The sequence below is a fragment of the uncultured Bradyrhizobium sp. genome (assembly GCF_936928535.1).
Taxonomy (GTDB): domain Bacteria; phylum Pseudomonadota; class Alphaproteobacteria; order Rhizobiales; family Xanthobacteraceae; genus Bradyrhizobium.
In genome coordinates this window covers 72,284-88,787 of sequence record NZ_CAKZHY010000168.1, presented here as the reverse complement: position 1 = coordinate 88,787, position 16,504 = coordinate 72,284, and the positions used below count along the sequence as shown (strand labels likewise).

Sequence of the window (16,504 nt, the reverse complement as noted above, 5' to 3'; positions counted from 1 at the left end):
TCATGATCGACACCACAGGCGTCATCGCCGAGAAGCGCGGGCAGGCGTTCTGGATCACCATCAACCGGCCGGAGAAGCGCAACGCGCTGAACGGCGACGTGATCGCCGGCATCACCAAGGGTTATCGCGACGCGCATGACGACAAGGAGGTCCGCGTCATCGTGCTGACCGGCGCGGGCGACAAGGCGTTCTGCGCCGGCGCCGATTTGCAGAATTCGGGCGCAGCGTTCGCGATGGATCATTCCAGGCCGAATGTCGACTATGCCGATCTCTTGCGCCTGTCGCAGAACGCGACCAAGCCGGCGATTGCGCGCCTCAGTGGCGTCTGCATGGCCGGAGGCATGGGGCTGTTGTGCATGACCGACATGGCGATTGCGGCCGACCATGTCATCTTTGGCCTTCCGGAGGTGAAGGTCGGCGTGTTTCCGATGCAGGTGTTGAGCCTGCTGCAGGAGATCGCGCCGCGGCGCCTCGTTAACGAATGGGCGCTCACCGGCGAGCCGTTCGATGCGAAGGCGGCCAAGGATGCGGGCCTTTTGAATTACGTTGTGCCAACGGCCGAGCTCGACGCCAAGGTCGACTGGCTGATCGGCCGCATCGTCGACAAATCGCCGACCGCCATCCGCCGCGGCAAATACGCGATGCGCGCGATCGCGTCGATGTCGTTCGACGAGAGCATCGCCTATACGGAAAGCCAGATCGCACTGCTGGCGATGACCGAGGATGCCAGGGAGGGCCTCAAGGCGTTCGGCGAGAAGCGGAAGCCGGTCTGGACAGGACGGTAAGCCCAATGTTGAGATAATATAGAATGGCCGCGGTCAAACGGCTTAGAACGTTTTTAGCGATCATGTTCGAGGAAGCTGTTCTAGTCCGTTGCAAGCGGCGCCTTTGGAAGCCGCAATTAACCGCTTCCAGGTCCGGTTGGCATAGGAAGGCAATTGGTGGTTCGAGCGACTACGGCCGGCGGTGTGCTTCCGTCCGTCAGGTCGCTGTCGGCGCCTCGGTGAAGCCGCCTTGGGAAATGATCAGGAAGGAAACTCGTTCCCAGGCCGATTGTCCACTACATCGGACATAGCTGCGCCAGCGTAAGCTGTTCAATATGAACGACACGCGCAGCAACGAGATTGTTGCAGGGTTCAGCCTGCACCTCGGGCTCGCTTTTGCAGGCTATGAACGGAAACGGGCGTATGCGACCGGAATGATCTCTTTTTCACAGACTTTCTCCCGGTCTTAATTCCAATCGCGAGAGAAACTTCCGAGGTAAATGATGTGCTTTTGTAGAAAGTTAGCGCACCTCGGTGTCATGCCCTTATTCTCCATGGACTGCGCCGTCCGGACGTCGATAGGAAAGCAATGTTGCTGACCTTGAAGAGGGGCACAGAATCGTCAGGGCGAAGAGATGAGAATGTCCTCGGCTCGCTGTCGGCGCCGGGACTGTCACTCACACGAGCACACATCGCCGTCTGACCTAAGCACCCAGCGGGCGACATCTAAAATATTGGTGTGGAAAAGTCCGCTAGTGGGAAGCTAACTCAGTTAGCTTCCCTATCCCGTTTGAGCATTGACATGTCGGCAAATAGCATCAAGGGCCAGCTGCGCATCTGCGAGCTGCATGGACCCTAAACCAGACAGCAGGAAAGATCAAATGCGGACGAAAATGCTAGTTCATGCCGATATCAAGGAGTTCCTCGGAGACCTGTCCGATGCCATCGAAGCGGATCAGACGTATGTCGATTCGCTGCCGCGGAACCGCTTTCACAGCCAGTACGACGACGGCTTGTGGCGCGATTGGCGTCGCGATTTTCGCGAGTTCCTCGGCAAGTTGAGCGCGACCGTGGATACCATGAGTGCCGCCAGCCTCCAGCGCCTGAACGAAGTCGCCTCGAGCTTCGAGCCGACGGTCGTTGGGCAGATCATGCTGGAAACGCTCGCGGAGATTGTGGGAGGCTGCTCGGCGGCAGGTTGCGAAACGGCGGAGCACTTCTTCGACTGGGTGACCGGCGAGGTCGTACGACAGGGACGCGGGAAGCGGAGCAACGGCAGCTTGCGGATGGCAATGTCGCAGTGGTTCCCGGCGAATGACCCTTTGACCATCGCGTTGGATCCCGAATGCGGATACCCGGTGCGTGGTTCGCGTGCCCGTACTCCTCGTGTTCGCCCGGCCACCTAGAGCGCTGTCCTGCGAAGCGCGTCCCACTCTACGGCGCTCGGCGCCGCTCCATCGAGATCGATGCGATGGGGCGGACAAGCCGAAAGCCGAACTCGATGACAGGCAAGATGCGCCGCGAGCTGGAGAATCAGGCGCGGAAGGCAGAGGGATTCGGGCAATACCTTGTCGAGTTGCCTGAGGCAAAGAAGGCCGTCTACGAGGTGGCGCAGGCGTTCGTCGCCGACAGGATAGCAGCAAGAATGTGCACTCGACAGTCGTCGGTGGTGTCGAGCGCGCCACTGCTCGAACTCCCGGCTCATTATCCTTGGGACGGACGCCTCGTCCATCATCGAACTAATCAAGCGGGGGATTAAGGGCAGCGATCTGCGCGCGGCGCCGACGGTGCGAGACGATCTATTGGCAGGTGATATCTCGCAACGACGCACACGGATGCGCCTCGCCGCAGCATGTTGAGCGATGTGGCCGGGCGCACCACCATATCGACGCTCTCTCTGAAAAATATGCTTCCAAACATAGTCGAGCTCGGCGTCCGTGGCGTCGGCGTCGATGTACCATGACCTAGGGGGCCGGTCGGCGGTATCATTCCGGCCATACCCGCGGTGGTTGATCAGGTCCCTGAGTGCCAACGGGACGTGGATGGCCCGGATGCGATGCTGAGGACGGCGAGCGCTATCGAGCAGAATATCGAGGCGGGATGATTCAAGGTCTGGAAGACTGCGTGCCAGGATCTCCATCACGGCGTGGTAGTCGTCGAGCAAGCGATAAGCGTTATGGAAGAAACCAAAATGCGAGCAGTTATGCCCCGCTAAGGGAGTGGGCCATCCAGTCAATGCTCGTTGCCAGCGAGCCCACTGACAATTTGCGAAGAGTGGCCACTGCCGCTCCGCGACCCCGCGGTCGAACGCTGCCTTGTGGGCGATCGCGATATGAGCCATGACACAACTGTCCGAGCGCTACGGTGTCACGGGCTCGAATCTCGGACGCAATCTTGACCGGAGAACAACTCTTTTGTCGCTTCCGCGGCAAAACAAATGGGATGTTTGATGATTTGTTCATGGGGGCTCTCAATTAGTTTCGGGTCGCGCGGGCGTCGCGATCGCGCAGGATGACCTCGACCAGCCGGCGCAAGGTCCGGACGGAGCCGCCCGGCCACACCGAGGCAACGGCAGCATGCTCAACGCCATCGAGCATGGGAATCCACTCGGCGTCGAGACCGCGCTCGCGGGCGAGATCGGCGACAATGGCCGGCAACAAGGCCTGCAAATGATCGCGCGAGGGCCGTTCCATGTGGATGATCCGGAAGCGGTCAAGCAAAGGGCTGGGCAGACCGGCCACGCTGTTGGCGGTGGCCAAGTAGCTGACGTGCGCGCAGTCGACATTAGTCTGAAGAAGAGGGTCCGGGTAGCGTTGGCTGGACTCAGATTCTACAAGCCCCAGCAAGCAGTCCCAGAGCCGCCCTCCTCCGTTGGAGGGGACACTCGTGCCTGAACCTGGGCCGCCCGCCTTATCCAACTCATCCAAAAGAATCATCGGATTGGCATGGCCAGCTCGTATGATGGCGAGGAAGGGATGACACGGCTCAGCAGAGTTCCAGCGACGGTCGGTGCCGCCGAAAACAGTACTGTCAGTTCGTGCACAATCGGTGCGCCAGCAGAATATTTTGAGAAGCTCGGCAATGCGGCGGGCGATGAGGGTCTTGCCCGCGCCGGGTTCGGCGACGATCAGGGTTGGAACGACCCGGATGGTTGGCCTGCCGATGAGATCGCCAAGCACGGTGTCGATGACGTTTTGCGCGTAGGGAAATTCGAACAGGAGCGCCTTGCGAACTTCCTCGAGCGGCGGAGGCTCGATCAACGGCAGGGCCTTGTTGATCACGCCATCGTACTGCGCCAGCAGTTCCCTGAGTCGCAAGGCCTTCATCTGCCTTTCGGACAGGCGCGCGACCACGCATTGGTTCGGTCCCGCCGTCGGCGACTGAGGGGGCCGCGCCGAAGTGTGGTCATCGGCGTCTTCGGCCTTTTCGCTTTGGCTCGCGCCTCTCGCCTCGATCTTCGTCCAGATGTTCGCCTCGGCGGCCTCGACGCGACGGGTCGCGGCCTGATCGCCAAGTGAGCTGGCATGGTTCGCGGCCGTCTGGTCACGGTGCCGGTAACGAGGCAGACGATGCTTCAGTGCGGGAAGCATCGCCCAACCGATGCAGAAACTTTCGATCTCGGCGCCAAGCGATGGATCGATGTCAGTCGGCAGGCGCGCTAGCGCATTCATGAGAGATTGTGTGACGCGGCGATAGTCTTCTGAACCCGCCAGATCATTCTGAATCGGGAGGCTGACCAGGCGGACACAGTCTGCGATATGGCGGAGCTCCGGCACATCGTCGGCGACGGCAAGCCGATCGAGCTCTTTGGCCAGGGCCAGCGCCGTGGCCGGATTGTCTGTGGTCGCGAACGCCGCCGTCAGCGCCAAGCCGGGCGACAACGTTTCGATGTCCGCGATGAGGCGATCGTGGATATATCCTCTCTCTCGATCGACAAGGAGCGCGATCCGCAGGATCCTGGGCAGGTGCTTGAGTTTCTCCTCGAGATCGGTGGCGTCGGCGGCCGCGCCGGTCAGGACAGTGTCCTCATCGACGACGGGCAGGTCGAAGACGTCGTCTGTGTGATCGCCGGCCGAGGCCGCGGCGTTGGGTACCGTTTTGAAGGACGGCGTGGCTTTGACGGTCTTGGTTGATTTGGGCGTTTTGCTCATCTGCCGGACCCCTTCCGGCGGGTCTCTTCGAAAGCAGCCATCAGAACGGCTTCCGCGTCGCCGAACTTGTCGGGCTCGGCTGAACACCGCCGGCCATATGCGAGCCAGGAGGCAGCGAGTTCGACCTCACGTTCGTGACCGAGACATGTGAGGCCGATGACTTGAGCCATCACCAGCGCGGCCGACGCGTTGTCGTCCAGCACGGCGCACACGAGCGCCGTCATCGTGATGTCGACGGGCAACGTGATTTCTTCGACCGGTATAAGATGCACGGCGGCATCGATGGCGGCCGTCGCATCACCACGCAACGCGGCCGCGAGATCGGCGCCGCCGCGGAGGACGTCGATTCCGCCGATGACGTTGAGCAACTGCAGGCATTCGGGCTCGCCAAACGCGTCGGGGGGCAGCTGCCGCCACCACGTCAGCGGCGAGCAAGTCTCGGCCTTAAAGGGCCAGCGGTCCCGCCGCTTGGACTTGGTTGGTTTCCCGCTCGTGGCGGGCAGACGCGAAGAGGATTGGTGTACTTTCATGAACGGCGCCCCTAAACCAGGTGCAGGAACGGATGCGGATGGCGGGTTGGAACCCACTTGCCGCCGTCGCGCGAACCGGTAACGAGCTGCGTCGCGGAGGAGAGGGAGGCGAACCGTACGGACACGCACAGACGCTCGCGGTCCACGAGGCCCCGGATTGCCACCAAGGCGCCGGAAGCCCTCAGCTCGTTACGCCGGGCTTCGACCCAGTCCCGAGCGCTCGGGTTCGACGTGGCCCGGACGTCCGAGCCCGGCATGACGACGAAGCCGCGCTCGTGCGAGAAGCCCCGCGCCCAGAGTTCGCCATAGGCGAGATCGACCTCGCCGCCCGTCGGCGGCGTGGCGACGACGCCGATCTCCATCGGTCCGGCTTCTTCGGCGCCGGCGGACTCGACCTCAGACCTCGGCCGGCGCTGGCTCGCGCAATTCGAGTGAAACGCCCTGCATCCGGCATCGAAGAGCAGCGGCATGGTCTGTTGGACGAGCGCCTCGAGGGTCGCGCGCTTCGATGCGGTTAAGGGCGGAAGCTTCGGTGGAACACCCTTGATAATCTCAACAAGGCCGGCTTCCTCGGCCAGCTCGTTGAAGCGAAATTGGAAAAACTCGGCCGTCGCGGGCTCCGACCACAGTTCGCTCGTCTTGCTCTTGCCGGTGATGACAAAAGCCTCGCGCACCCACGCCTTATTATTGTCGCGAGCATGCTCGTTCAGCCTGCGCTTGAAGTCGTTGGTCTCGCCGAAATAGCCGAATGCGTGATTTGCCAGGACGTAGCCGGCGGGCGCCGAGGGCGTGGGCAGTTCCTTCAACATCGCCCAGGGAACATAGGTCACGGAGACGTCGGTGATCTCATCGTGGATCTCGCGGAAGCTCTCGATGCCGCCCACCGGGCGGTACACGGTAGTCGCTCGGGCCAAGGGCCTCGGGTCATTGGGAAGCATGGTCATTGGATGGTCTCTCTTCTGTCGGGTGAGAGATCGCGAAGCCAACATCGCCGGATCTGGTTGGACTGCGCCGCTGACGCTTGCCGGTGCAGGCGGCGCGCTCTGTCGCTAAGGCGTCGGTAGCTCGCGGCGCGACCAAGCATGCGGTTGCATGCGGTGCCGTCACAAGCATCGACGCCTTAGGCGATCCGGCCGGTTGCGCGGTGTGCGCCGCCGGCGTCGGCTTCAGGATCCGGTCTAGTCGATGGAGAGGGTGGCGGTGTCGCTCGGGCGGGCCTTCCGCATAGGGACATGCTCCGGCAGCCGGCGGCCGAGATCGTCAGTCTTGCCGATGTAGGCGCTGACGTCGGCGTTCGCGTCCGTCAAGGCATAGGCCTTGATGGTCAGCAACGTGCCCATGAGGCAAACCGCGGAAAAGTTCTGGGTCCCGACGGTGTTCAGGGCGCTGGGGGCGTGGGGCGGGGGCGCCGAATCGGCGCTATACTGCGTCTTAGCCATAGTCGACTCCGTTAAGTCGGTTGTGGTTAGGCCGTCGTTTGGTGCTCGAACACCGGCGGCGGCCGCCTCGCACGGTATGCGAAGGCGACTAATGATATGGCAGCTGCAACCTCGGAACGCCAGCTGCTCTGAAGGGGTATGGTTAAACGATCTTAAGAGCCAGGGCTGTCCGTCGTGCTACCCCGATAGAGGTACTCCCTTTGTGTCGCCGATCTGCCTGCCTCGACCGGAGGGGGACGGAAGCTTCGTCAAAGCAGCGGAGAACAGGGCAGAGCCTATTTCCGAAATGAGCCTCCGCGGAAGAGTGATTTTTTCCGATTGTAGACGAACGATAACTTAGATTTCGAGCAACCCGTGTAGCACGACGTCTTCGTATCGCCTGCGTCGGCATCGAGGGGTCGACGTTCAAGGCGGTCATACGCGTGACAAGAACGCCACCAAGGGCAAGGTCGAGCGTCGTCGCCAGCAACTGGAGGAGAGCGTATCGCTCAATCTGGCACAGCTCGGTTGGCCGGCAGAGTGGGAAGGATAAGGTTTGTATTGACGCCCAAATCCGGGGGATCGGCGCCCATTAGTTGAAGACGGATTGACAATCGCATCCGTCGAACCCCCGCTTTCAAGCGCTGAAAGCTCGATGTTTTCCGCTCTCCTACCGAGGCGCTGGTCTTGACGGCCAATCGTGAACGGCCAGCGATGGATCCATCACGATCATAGATCGGCTGCGATACCGACGCCGTCTCTGGGGCATTGCAATCCCTGCAGGTCGTAGCCTTTTTACTTTTTTAGCGGCGCACCTAATCATTCTACGCGCAGTCGCACACACGCACGCCAGACGAATCATGGTCAGCAACTCAATGGAACGCTGGCCCTGGACGACGTCTCAAGGTGCGCCAGACAATGCGAAGGCTTAGGGGGGCCCTTTGATGTCCCTTCCGGCAACAGCAATGCCGCCCAAGGCCACCGACGTGGACGAGCGTCCTGTTTCGGACCGAGGCCTCACCTCCCGGTCCACAGCTGGAAACTTGCGCCAGCGACTATGCATCGAGGCCAAGTGTGCGTTGTTGACGCTGGCGCCAGGTGGGATCGCATTTATGATCGCGTCAGCTGGGTTCTCCCCGTCGCTGACGTCGCCTGACAAATAGAAGAATGTCTCGAACGATCGGTGGTTTCGAGCGGAGAACCGGGCGCCGCCAAGGCCCTCGAAACGTGAAGAATTGGCCGGACCGCCTGCATGCGGCGGAATGCTGACCTGCAGCGCGCGGAGTGCGAGCAAGTCGGAAATTCCCCTCAGCCGCAGCCTGTCGCTGTCGATCGGCTGCTGGATAGTCGGCCTGCCAGCGTGCCGCGCAACTATATCAGGACGTTAAAAGCCAGGTTCATTCGTGAGGCGGACGCATTCGCGTTTAAAAATCCAACCAAGATTTATGATATCGAGAGCAGGCGCTCGCCGTTCATTTCCCAGCCAGCAGCGTTGGCGGACATCCTGATCGCTGTCGCAAGTGCAAGAGGCGACGAAGCGCTTACTCGGTGGGCGAGGTGACCCTGGCTGCGCGACGCGCAGCCCATGACACGTCCGCCTCCGAGCGAGGGCTATGGTTCGGTTCGCTCATCGACTGCGGCGCGAGGTCTATAGCCATCCGGCCCGAGTGGTGGCAACAGTCCCCAGCCGGTTGCCCGGACGGTCATGAGGTTGAGATCAAGTTCGAATTTGTACAGATCCCACGGAGACCAATGCTTGGACTCAAGCTCGGCCAACTCAAGAGGAAAGTCGGCGTCGTCGAAGTCAGGAACGACATCTTGTTCTGCTAGGGCCAAGATCACCATCTTCGTGAGTTCGCTGCTGCAAAGCCCGAACGAATGCTGGACGTTTTCATGGCAATTGGTGTTTCGCGGCGAGACATGTCCGTGAAGAAGCCGGTAAGCCAATCGTGTTTGAGGGCTTTTCATAATTCGGTGACGAACGTTCTCGTTAAATCCAACGGGAGGCGGCGGGGCTGGCTCCGGCTCGGCTGTTTTGTACTCCGGGAAGGGATCAAAATCGTCGAGCATGCTGTTGATCGCCGCGTCGTTGGCCAGCCGCAAGCTTCGATATGACGGCGGAGCGGCCGGAAGTGAACGGCGGGCTGCGTCAATCAATTCGGTGTGGGTTCGAGCGATCGACGGATCGACGTAAATCCGGACATGTCCGCTGCGGTTGGCAGCCAGCAATAACCCGGCCCAAACGCGACCGGGATCGGCCAGTTCGATAACGAAGTCCGAATCCCGCGGTGCATCCCATGCAGCTCTGATTGAGATTGCGGCGGCCGGCCGGATCGCCGGATCGCTCCCGAAGTCAAGCCGGGCGACGTCTCCATAACGGAGAACATCGATCCAGTTGGCGGCCGGGTCGATGGCAACAATTTGCGCGAGCTGGTGCGCGTCCATGGTGTCCGGAAGACCCGTTGTTCCCGTGGTGACCATCCATTCACCGAGTGAGAGCTCGACCTTGCCTCGCGGCCCGGTGAGGGTCTCCGCCTTCTCGATAAGTCCCGCCCGAACACGATTGATCCGAATCGCGTTGCCGACGTCTTCGATCCGCGACGCGTCGACCACAGCAAAAGAAGGCGGCCTTTGGAAGTTGAAATCGGAATGGAGGCCGAATTGCAGAAGCTCGAGGTCGACCATTGCTTCGATAGCATGACGCACCAACCCGGAACGAAGCAGTCTTTCGATCACCTCTGGCCCCTCATGAGTCCGAGGGCGGATGGCTTGAGGATCTTGCCGATCTGCGATGTGAGCGGCAAGAAATGAGCGGACGATGCCGCTCTCGCGGCTTTGGTCGTGGCCGAAGAGCAATTTTGATCCGGTGCGGTCCGCGGCAAGAATCAGGCGAGCCAGACTTCGGTCGTCGATCAGCTCGGCATGCGGAACGATGATGTCCCGTTTACCCCGTAAATTGACGTGCCTCCAGCGACCACGCGCCCGCTTGGAGGGCTTCCCCATGATCATGTCGACCGTGCCGACAACCGGATGTCGATTCGCGAGCGCGTTGGCGAGAGGTGCGCAATCCGAGAGCATCCGGCCCAAGATCAGTGGCGCCTCGTGCTGGCGATCGCCAGTCGCATGGACAGACTTTAGCTGCTGGACGACTGCATCGTGGTCGGCGCCGCTGACGGCGATCATCTTGCGGTCGTCGCGTTCGATCAGCTGGCGCGCTTTATCGATGATGCGCGCCACGCGCTGCGTCGTGACGTAGCGAGGCATTCCGGACCCGGTCCTATCGGACAGCGAAACGATGTTTTGATCGGCCAGAATGCGATCGACCTGGGCGCGCCGATCCTCCTCGTTATCGATAAATCGTGCGCACAGCCGATGCAGCTCTGCAACGCGGATCGCGGAACGTCCCCGGGCAATCTTCTCGATCGATTGCGTGGGACTTGTCTTGATCATGCGGACGTTGATGTAGCGCTGTGCCACACGTTGATCCCTGATCCATTCCGCAGTGATCTTATCGGGGATACCAGCGTCGAAATGGTACTCGGAGACTGGTGCAGGCGGGTCGACAACCAGATCGATCCCACGTTCGGCGAAGAAGCTCTGTTGGACCTCCCAGCTGATGTCGGGCCAGCCCGTGCCTTCCACAGGGTCCGCTTTGGCGCGCTTGGCTCGAAATCGTGCAAGGAAATCGGGAATCTTCAGGCCTAGCGAACCATCCGGAGCCATCGGGCGAAGGGCGATGTCCGCGTGAGCATGGCGGTTGATGAAGGCGCTGTGGATCGCGATGTGGATCGGGACGCGGTGCGATTTGCACGGATAAAGCGCGATCCTCCGGGCAATCGTGAGGGCTTCTTGTCCCGATACCTCGAACGAGGGAGGGAGTGCGATAACGGTCGACATGACGACTTGGGGCAGACGCTCGCGCTGCGAAAGCGGCGTCCGCACCTTCTGAATTTCCTTCACGTCGAGAGCATATGCAAGTGCCGCAGGGTCGAGGTACATTGCAGGTGTATCGGGAGGGAGAAGCACCTCCACGTGAGCTAGATCATCCCGCAAAGCCGAGTAGTCGAACGCCGCGATCTCCGGCCGAGGATCCATCATGATGGTTCGGCCAGTATAGGCGAATTGTTGCGTCACGCCGCCGGTATCGGTCAGCCAAATTGCTTTCGCTCGTGCGTACGGAATTGCCAAGTCGCTGTCCCTTCTCCCAACTTAATATATTGAGCGTGTCGACAAGTCGGAAGCCCCGGAGACCGAACAGAATCTGGGTCTTGGTGTTTCCCCAGCATCCATGGTCTCGTAGCAGGATGGATGGAGGACAATTTCCATGAAGAAGGCTGCTACGCTCATCCGTGAAATCGAGTTTAACAACAGCAAGTTGGCGCAACTGCAGAGGGACCATGCCCGCATCGGGCAGGAGCTTTCGGATTTGGCCGCCTCGAACAAGGCCAAGATCACCGAGTTGGTCGGCACCATGGCGGAGAGGCTGGATCTTAGCCAAGTGCCGATCCACCTGCTCGTTTCGAGGGTGTCAAAGCTGGGCGACGGGTTGTTCCAGGCAGATCCGGTCAGCGAAGACGGTACTACGGTTTTCGTGAAGTTCGGGCGCAACGCCTCGTCGGTGAACCGCCAGGTGCTCGTGTCGGCGGGGCTTCACTGGCACGGTCGGGATGGCGGATGGGGCGGCCGGGTAACCGTGACGCAGCTTGCCTCCCTGCGCAAGACGTTCGGAGACCGCGTGCGCGCGTCGAAGGGTGAGGATGCGGACCGGGACCTTGAGGAGCGACCGAGCGCAGCTCCAGACGTGGTTTCCGCCGACGTGGCGGCCGTTGTGCCTGTGGCCGAGGACGGCGAAGGGCAGGCAGGGCGAGCTACTCGCGAAAACCAGCTTGCTTCGGGGTTAGTGCGGCCCTTCGCGGGCTTTCCGCCGCGCCGTCCTCCCGGGATCTAGGCGTTGTAGGATCGTAAGGAAACGGCTGATACCCAACATCATGGAGATGTCGAGGTTGGGATCTCCGCCAGAGCATTGCGTACCACTCTCACTTAGGCTGCCGTCCGCCGAGCTTGCGGGATGCTGCACCGAGGTGCTACGCACGGCATCGGTGTTGCCTTGATTTCGTTAGGTTTTTCTGGTCCGTCATGGGACCGAAATCTGGCTGAGTAGATCGCCTGTCCAGCCTGAAATCCTCGCGAAACCGGCCTGGCCGGGGCGCTAATGCACAGGGCCGTCGTTCGTGACTAGGATCGCAAGCGCATGGCTCTCTGAGACCATCGAGGCGGTTTAGGAGCACCTCGCCATGCTCCGCGTCAACGAACTCCTCCCTACGAAGCACTGCATCCTGAGGGGCATGATCGCGGCTGTTGTCGGTTGGCCGACCGCTAAGAATCTTGCCGTGGGCCAAGACCTATCTTTGCGAGAGCTGGCCAACCCGACCGGCGTTACGGCGGAGCGAGGATCCAAAACCACGGGCTGGTGGATCGCATGCTGCTCGAAAAGGGCGATCCACCGAAGCCGCCTTCATCTGTTGTAGATCCGTCGGTGGATCGCCCCGCCGATCCGCCGAAGGTCGACGCGCGGATGATCCGCAATTCATTCCGATAGCCGACTTCACGCAGTTGGCGGGTCGCGTCGCTCAGCAGAATGGCGCGGACAAGCACCGGGATGCAAAACGCAGCGGCAAGCGAAAAGCATCGCAAACCTGTTCGTCAGGTTCATGGTGCAGGACCAGCGCATGATCGATCTCAGCCTGCTGCAGAAGCACGTCAGCAAGTTCATCGATTTTCTGCGTTTCGACATCTACGAGCAGTACGACAAAATCGGCGCGGGACGAGGAACTGACGATCGAGCAGTTGCGCGAGAAGGGGCGACCGTGCAGGTATCATGCCGCCGGCAGTTAGGAATTCTCGGTCAGAGCATTGCTTCCTGGCTATGTCCTTCTCCTTTATGAATTGATCTACCGAGTGGAACTCGCGGCCGATGTCCGACATTCTTCATCGCGTCGTCGAGCGCTTGAGCCGAGATTAACGAGGCGGCCCAGCTACCCCGCGTTGGCCTTCAGGCCCACCGCCTGAATTCCTGCGATGGCACAGGCCTCGTCATTATCCGACGTATCGCCAGAAACACCGACGGCCCCGAGCAGGACCGTGCCGTCCATGATCAGTACGCCTCCGGCCACGGGCACCAGCGCGCCCTTGGCAATCGTGTTTATGGCGTCGATGAAATAGGGCTGCTCCTGCGCGCGCTGGAACAGGGCGCGCGAGCCGAGGCCCATGGCGAGCGCGCCATAGGCCTTGCCGTGGGCGATCTCGGCACGCATCAGGCTGGTGCCGTCCTGCGCGGCGGCGATCTTCAGCACGCCACGCGCATCGAGGACGGTGACGACGAGCGGTTTGAGCTTGAGCTCGCTCGCCTTGGCGAACGCGGCGTCGAGGATCTTGCGGGCGGTGTCGAGCTTGAGGTCAGCCATTGCTGGGTTCCTTTGCAGCTGGAGAGGTGGAATTAGCGTCGGCGCGATCGAGACTCATTGCCAGCACGCGGGCGACGTGAAGCGCCTCGCGGCCAGCGCCGTCGTGGATCTGGTGGCGGCAGGAGGTGCCATCGGCGACGATGAGCGTGGACGGGTCAGCCTTGCGCACCGCCGGCAGCAGCGACAGCTCGGCCATCTCGATCGAGGCATCGTAGGTGTCCGCGCCATAACCAAAAGCACCCGCCATGCCGCAGCAGCTCGACTCGATGGTCTTGACCTCAAGGCCCGGCACGAGGCGCAGCACCTGCTCGACCGACCTGAAGGCGCCGAAGGATTTTTGGTGGCAATGGCCGTGCACGACAGCTTTCTCTGCGATGCTTCCGAGCGGCAGTTGCAGCCGGCCGGCTTCGGCCTCGCGCACCAGGAATTCCTCGAAGGTCAGCGCATGCGCGCCGACGGCCTTGGTATCGTTGTCCTTGCGCAGCGAAGCCAGTTCGTCGCGCAGCGTCAGCAGGCAGCTCGGCTCGAGGCCGACGATCGGCACCCCGCGCGTGGCAAAGGGTGCAAAGGCAGCCACGAGACGGTCAAGCTCGGACTTGGCTTCATCCACGAGACCGGCGGAGAGGAAGGTACGGCCGCAACAGAGCGGGCGACTTCCGCTCGCAGGTCTCGGCAAATGCACACGATAACCGCCGGCCGTCAGCACGCGCAGCGCAGCGTCGAGATTCTCGCGCTCGTAGATGCTATTGAAGGTGTCAGCGAACAGCACGACCTCGCGACCGGTCTCTGGTCCGACCATTTCCGCCGGCGGCACGAACACATCGCTGCGGAACGCGGGCAGGGCGCGGCGCGCGCTGATGCCGGCGAAGCGCTCGAACAGTTTTCGCAAGAGTGGGCTGCGGTTACGCATGTTCGTTAGCGGCGCGAAGCGCGCGGCGAGGGCGGCATAACGCGGCAGATAGCCGACCAGGCGATTGTGCAAGCTCACACCGTGGGAGGCGGCGCGTGCGGCCAATACCTCGATCTTCATCTTGGCCATGTCGACGCCGGTTGGGCATTCGTGGCGGCAGGCCTTGCAAGAGACGCAAAGCTTCAGCGTTTCCATCATCTCGTCTGAGGACAGCGCATCAGGGCCGAGCTGGCCTGAGATCGCGAGCCTCAACGTGTTGGCACGCCCACGCGTGACGTCCTTCTCGTTGCGCGTGGCGCGATAGGACGGGCACATCACGCCGCCCTCGAGCTTGCGGCAGGCGCCGTTGTTGTTGCACATCTCGATGGCGCCCTGGAAACCGCCGCCGGCACCGGGATAGGCGGACCAGTCCAGTTTTGTCTTGATCTTGCCAACGCGATAGTCCGGCTTGAAGCGGAACAGCGAGCGGTCGTCCATGCTGGGCGCGTCGACGATCTTGCCAGGATTGAGCACGCCGTCGGGGTCGAAGCGCCGCTTCACCTCGCGGAAGTCGGCGACCAGGCGCTCGCCGAACATGCTCTCGTGGAATTCGGAGCGCACCAGGCCGTCGCCATGCTCGCCGGAGTGCGAGCCCTTGTATTCGCGCACCAGCGCAAAGGCCTCCTCTGCGATGGCGCGCATCGCCTTGACGTCTTTTTCCAGCTTCAGGTTCAGTACGGGGCGCACATGCAGGCAGCCTTCGGAGGCGTGGGCATACATCGTGCCGCTGGTACCGTGCTTGGCAAAGACTTCGTTTAGCCGCGCCGTGTAGTCGGCGAGGTGTGGCAGCGGCACGGCGCAGTCCTCGACGAAGGAGACCGGCTTGCCCTCCTGCTTCATCGACATCATGACGTTGAGGCCGGCGGCGCGGAAATCGGCGATGCCGCTCTGCAGCGCGGGCTCGGTGATCTCGACGACGCCGCCCCATTTGCGCGGCTCGTTGTTCCAGCCGAAGCCGAGATCGCCCATCAGCGCGCTGAGCTGCTTGAGGCGCACAAGGTTGTCGGCCTGGTCCTCCTCGGCGAATTCGACCACCAGGACGGCGTCCGGATCGCCCTTGATGGCGGCCGAGATGATCGGCTTGAACATTGCGATATCGCGGCCGAGTGCCAGCATGGTGCGGTCGACCAGCTCGACCGCGATCGGCTTCAGCTTCACCAGATGCTGGGCGGCATCCATCGCCTCGTAGAAGCTGCCGAAATGGCAGACGCCAAGCGCCTTGTTGCGGATGACGGGCCACAGCTTCAACTCGACCTTGGTGGTGAAGGCGAGGGTGCCTTCCGAGCCGACCAACAGGTGCGCCATGTTGTTGCGCGCGTTGCGCGGCACCAGCGCATCGAGATTATAGCCGCCGACCCGGCGCTGGACCTTTGGAAAACGCGCGGCGATCTCGTCGGCCTCGCGCACGCCGAGATCGAGCATGTCGCGGAAGAGGGCGCGGGCGCTTCCGGGAGCCTCGACGTCGGAGAGATCGCGCGACACTTCGCCAAAGCGGCTCAATGTGCCGTCGGCGAGCGAGGCCTCCATCGACAGCGTGTTGTCGCGCATGGTGCCGTAGCGCAAGGAGCGTCCGCCGCAGGAGTTGTTGCCGGCCATGCCGCCGATGGTGGCGCGCGAGGCCGTGGAGACGTCGACCGGAAACCACAGGCCGTGCTTTTTGAGCTGCCGGTTGAGGTCGTCGAGCACGATGCCGGGCTCGACGACGCAGGTCCGCCCTCCGACGTCCAGCGACAGGATCTTGTTGAGGTGTTTTGAGAGATCGACCACCAGCCCGTCATTGACGGTCTGGCCGCATTGCGAGGTGCCGCCGCCGCGCGGGGTGACTTTGATCCCCTCGTCGCGGGCGATCCCCAGCGCCCGCAGGGCCTCGTCCATGGTCCTGGGGACGACCACGCCCGAGGGCATGATCTGGTAGAACGAGGCGTCGGTGGCGTAGCGGCCGCGGCTGAAGCGATCGAACAGGATGTCGCCGGTGATGTCGCGGGCAAGACGAGCCGCGAGACGGTCCGTTTGGACCGATTCCGGTGATTTTCCAGCCATTTCCGCCGCCATGACCCATTCTCGCCTGTTCGCGGGCACCGTCTTGCCTCCCGTCTCGGCCGTTGGCAAGCGAGCCCTGCTTCTTGTGCATTGACGGACCCCGTTGGGCGAGGGACAAGCCCGGCGAATAGTGATATGCGAGCGGCTCGCTGGAGCCCTCAATGCGGGCCACGTTCGAGCAAGACAGC

The 16,504-nt window shown here is 62.0% G+C and carries 12 protein-coding genes; 5 read left to right on the top strand and 7 right to left on the bottom strand.

What is annotated here, in order from left to right:
* The first annotated feature begins 2 nt into the window (after positions 1–2).
* The 3 genes from Q0687_RS32175 to Q0687_RS32165 all read left to right on the top strand — a co-directional run bounded on the left by Q0687_RS32175 (position 3) and on the right by Q0687_RS32165 (position 2,523).
* A complete protein-coding gene (locus Q0687_RS32175; RefSeq protein ID WP_298885818.1) occupies positions 3–785 on the top strand; it encodes an enoyl-CoA hydratase/isomerase family protein in 783 nt (260 codons plus the stop codon).
* A gap of 860 nt (positions 786–1,645) precedes the next feature.
* The gene (locus Q0687_RS32170; protein WP_298885816.1) at positions 1,646–2,170 is read left to right on the top strand and encodes a hypothetical protein; all 525 of its coding nucleotides are present in this window, start codon (positions 1,646–1,648) and stop codon (positions 2,168–2,170) included.
* Between the two features lie 95 nt (positions 2,171–2,265).
* Positions 2,266–2,523: a hypothetical protein gene (locus tag Q0687_RS32165; protein WP_298885813.1), complete on the top strand. Its 258-nt coding sequence runs from the start codon at positions 2,266–2,268 to the stop codon at positions 2,521–2,523.
* A gap of 715 nt (positions 2,524–3,238) precedes the next feature.
* Here the strand turns inward: Q0687_RS32165 and Q0687_RS32160 are convergent.
* The 5 genes from Q0687_RS32160 to Q0687_RS32140 form a co-directional block, all read right to left on the bottom strand.
* The gene (locus Q0687_RS32160; RefSeq protein WP_298885812.1) at positions 3,239–4,915 is read right to left on the bottom strand and encodes an AAA family ATPase; all 1,677 of its coding nucleotides are present in this window, start codon (positions 4,913–4,915) and stop codon (positions 3,239–3,241) included.
* On the bottom strand, positions 4,912–5,445 hold the full coding sequence (locus Q0687_RS32155) for a hypothetical protein (RefSeq protein WP_298885811.1): 534 nt from the start codon (positions 5,443–5,445) through the stop codon (positions 4,912–4,914). The genes Q0687_RS32160 and Q0687_RS32155 overlap by 4 nt, the downstream gene beginning before the upstream one ends.
* Positions 5,446–5,456: 11 nt before the next feature.
* Positions 5,457–6,389, bottom strand: coding sequence for a hypothetical protein (locus Q0687_RS32150; protein WP_298885809.1), 933 nt, complete (start codon positions 6,387–6,389; stop codon positions 5,457–5,459).
* Between the two features lie 234 nt (positions 6,390–6,623).
* Entirely contained in the window at positions 6,624–6,884 is a 261-nt protein-coding gene (locus tag Q0687_RS32145; protein ID WP_298885807.1) for a hypothetical protein, read from the bottom strand.
* A gap of 1,590 nt (positions 6,885–8,474) precedes the next feature.
* Positions 8,475–11,051: a hypothetical protein gene (locus Q0687_RS32140; RefSeq protein ID WP_298885805.1), complete on the bottom strand. Its 2,577-nt coding sequence runs from the start codon at positions 11,049–11,051 to the stop codon at positions 8,475–8,477.
* A 136-nt stretch (positions 11,052–11,187) separates the two neighbouring features.
* Between Q0687_RS32140 and Q0687_RS32135 the strand changes: the two genes are divergently transcribed.
* Positions 11,188–11,811 (top strand): hypothetical protein, encoded by a 624-nt coding sequence (locus Q0687_RS32135; protein ID WP_298885803.1) that lies wholly within the window; start codon positions 11,188–11,190, stop codon positions 11,809–11,811.
* Positions 11,812–12,592: 781 nt separating this feature from the next.
* Positions 12,593–12,808: a hypothetical protein gene (locus tag Q0687_RS32130; protein WP_298885801.1), complete on the top strand. Its 216-nt coding sequence runs from the start codon at positions 12,593–12,595 to the stop codon at positions 12,806–12,808.
* 90 nt (positions 12,809–12,898) lie between these two features.
* Here Q0687_RS32130 and Q0687_RS32125 read toward each other — a convergent pair whose 3' ends face one another.
* A complete protein-coding gene (locus Q0687_RS32125; RefSeq protein WP_298885799.1) occupies positions 12,899–13,327 on the bottom strand; it encodes a heme-binding protein in 429 nt (142 codons plus the stop codon).
* A complete protein-coding gene (locus Q0687_RS32120; protein ID WP_298885798.1) occupies positions 13,320–16,316 on the bottom strand; it encodes an FAD-binding and (Fe-S)-binding domain-containing protein in 2,997 nt (998 codons plus the stop codon). The genes Q0687_RS32125 and Q0687_RS32120 overlap by 8 nt, the downstream gene beginning before the upstream one ends.
* Between the last annotated feature and the right edge of the window lie 188 nt (positions 16,317–16,504).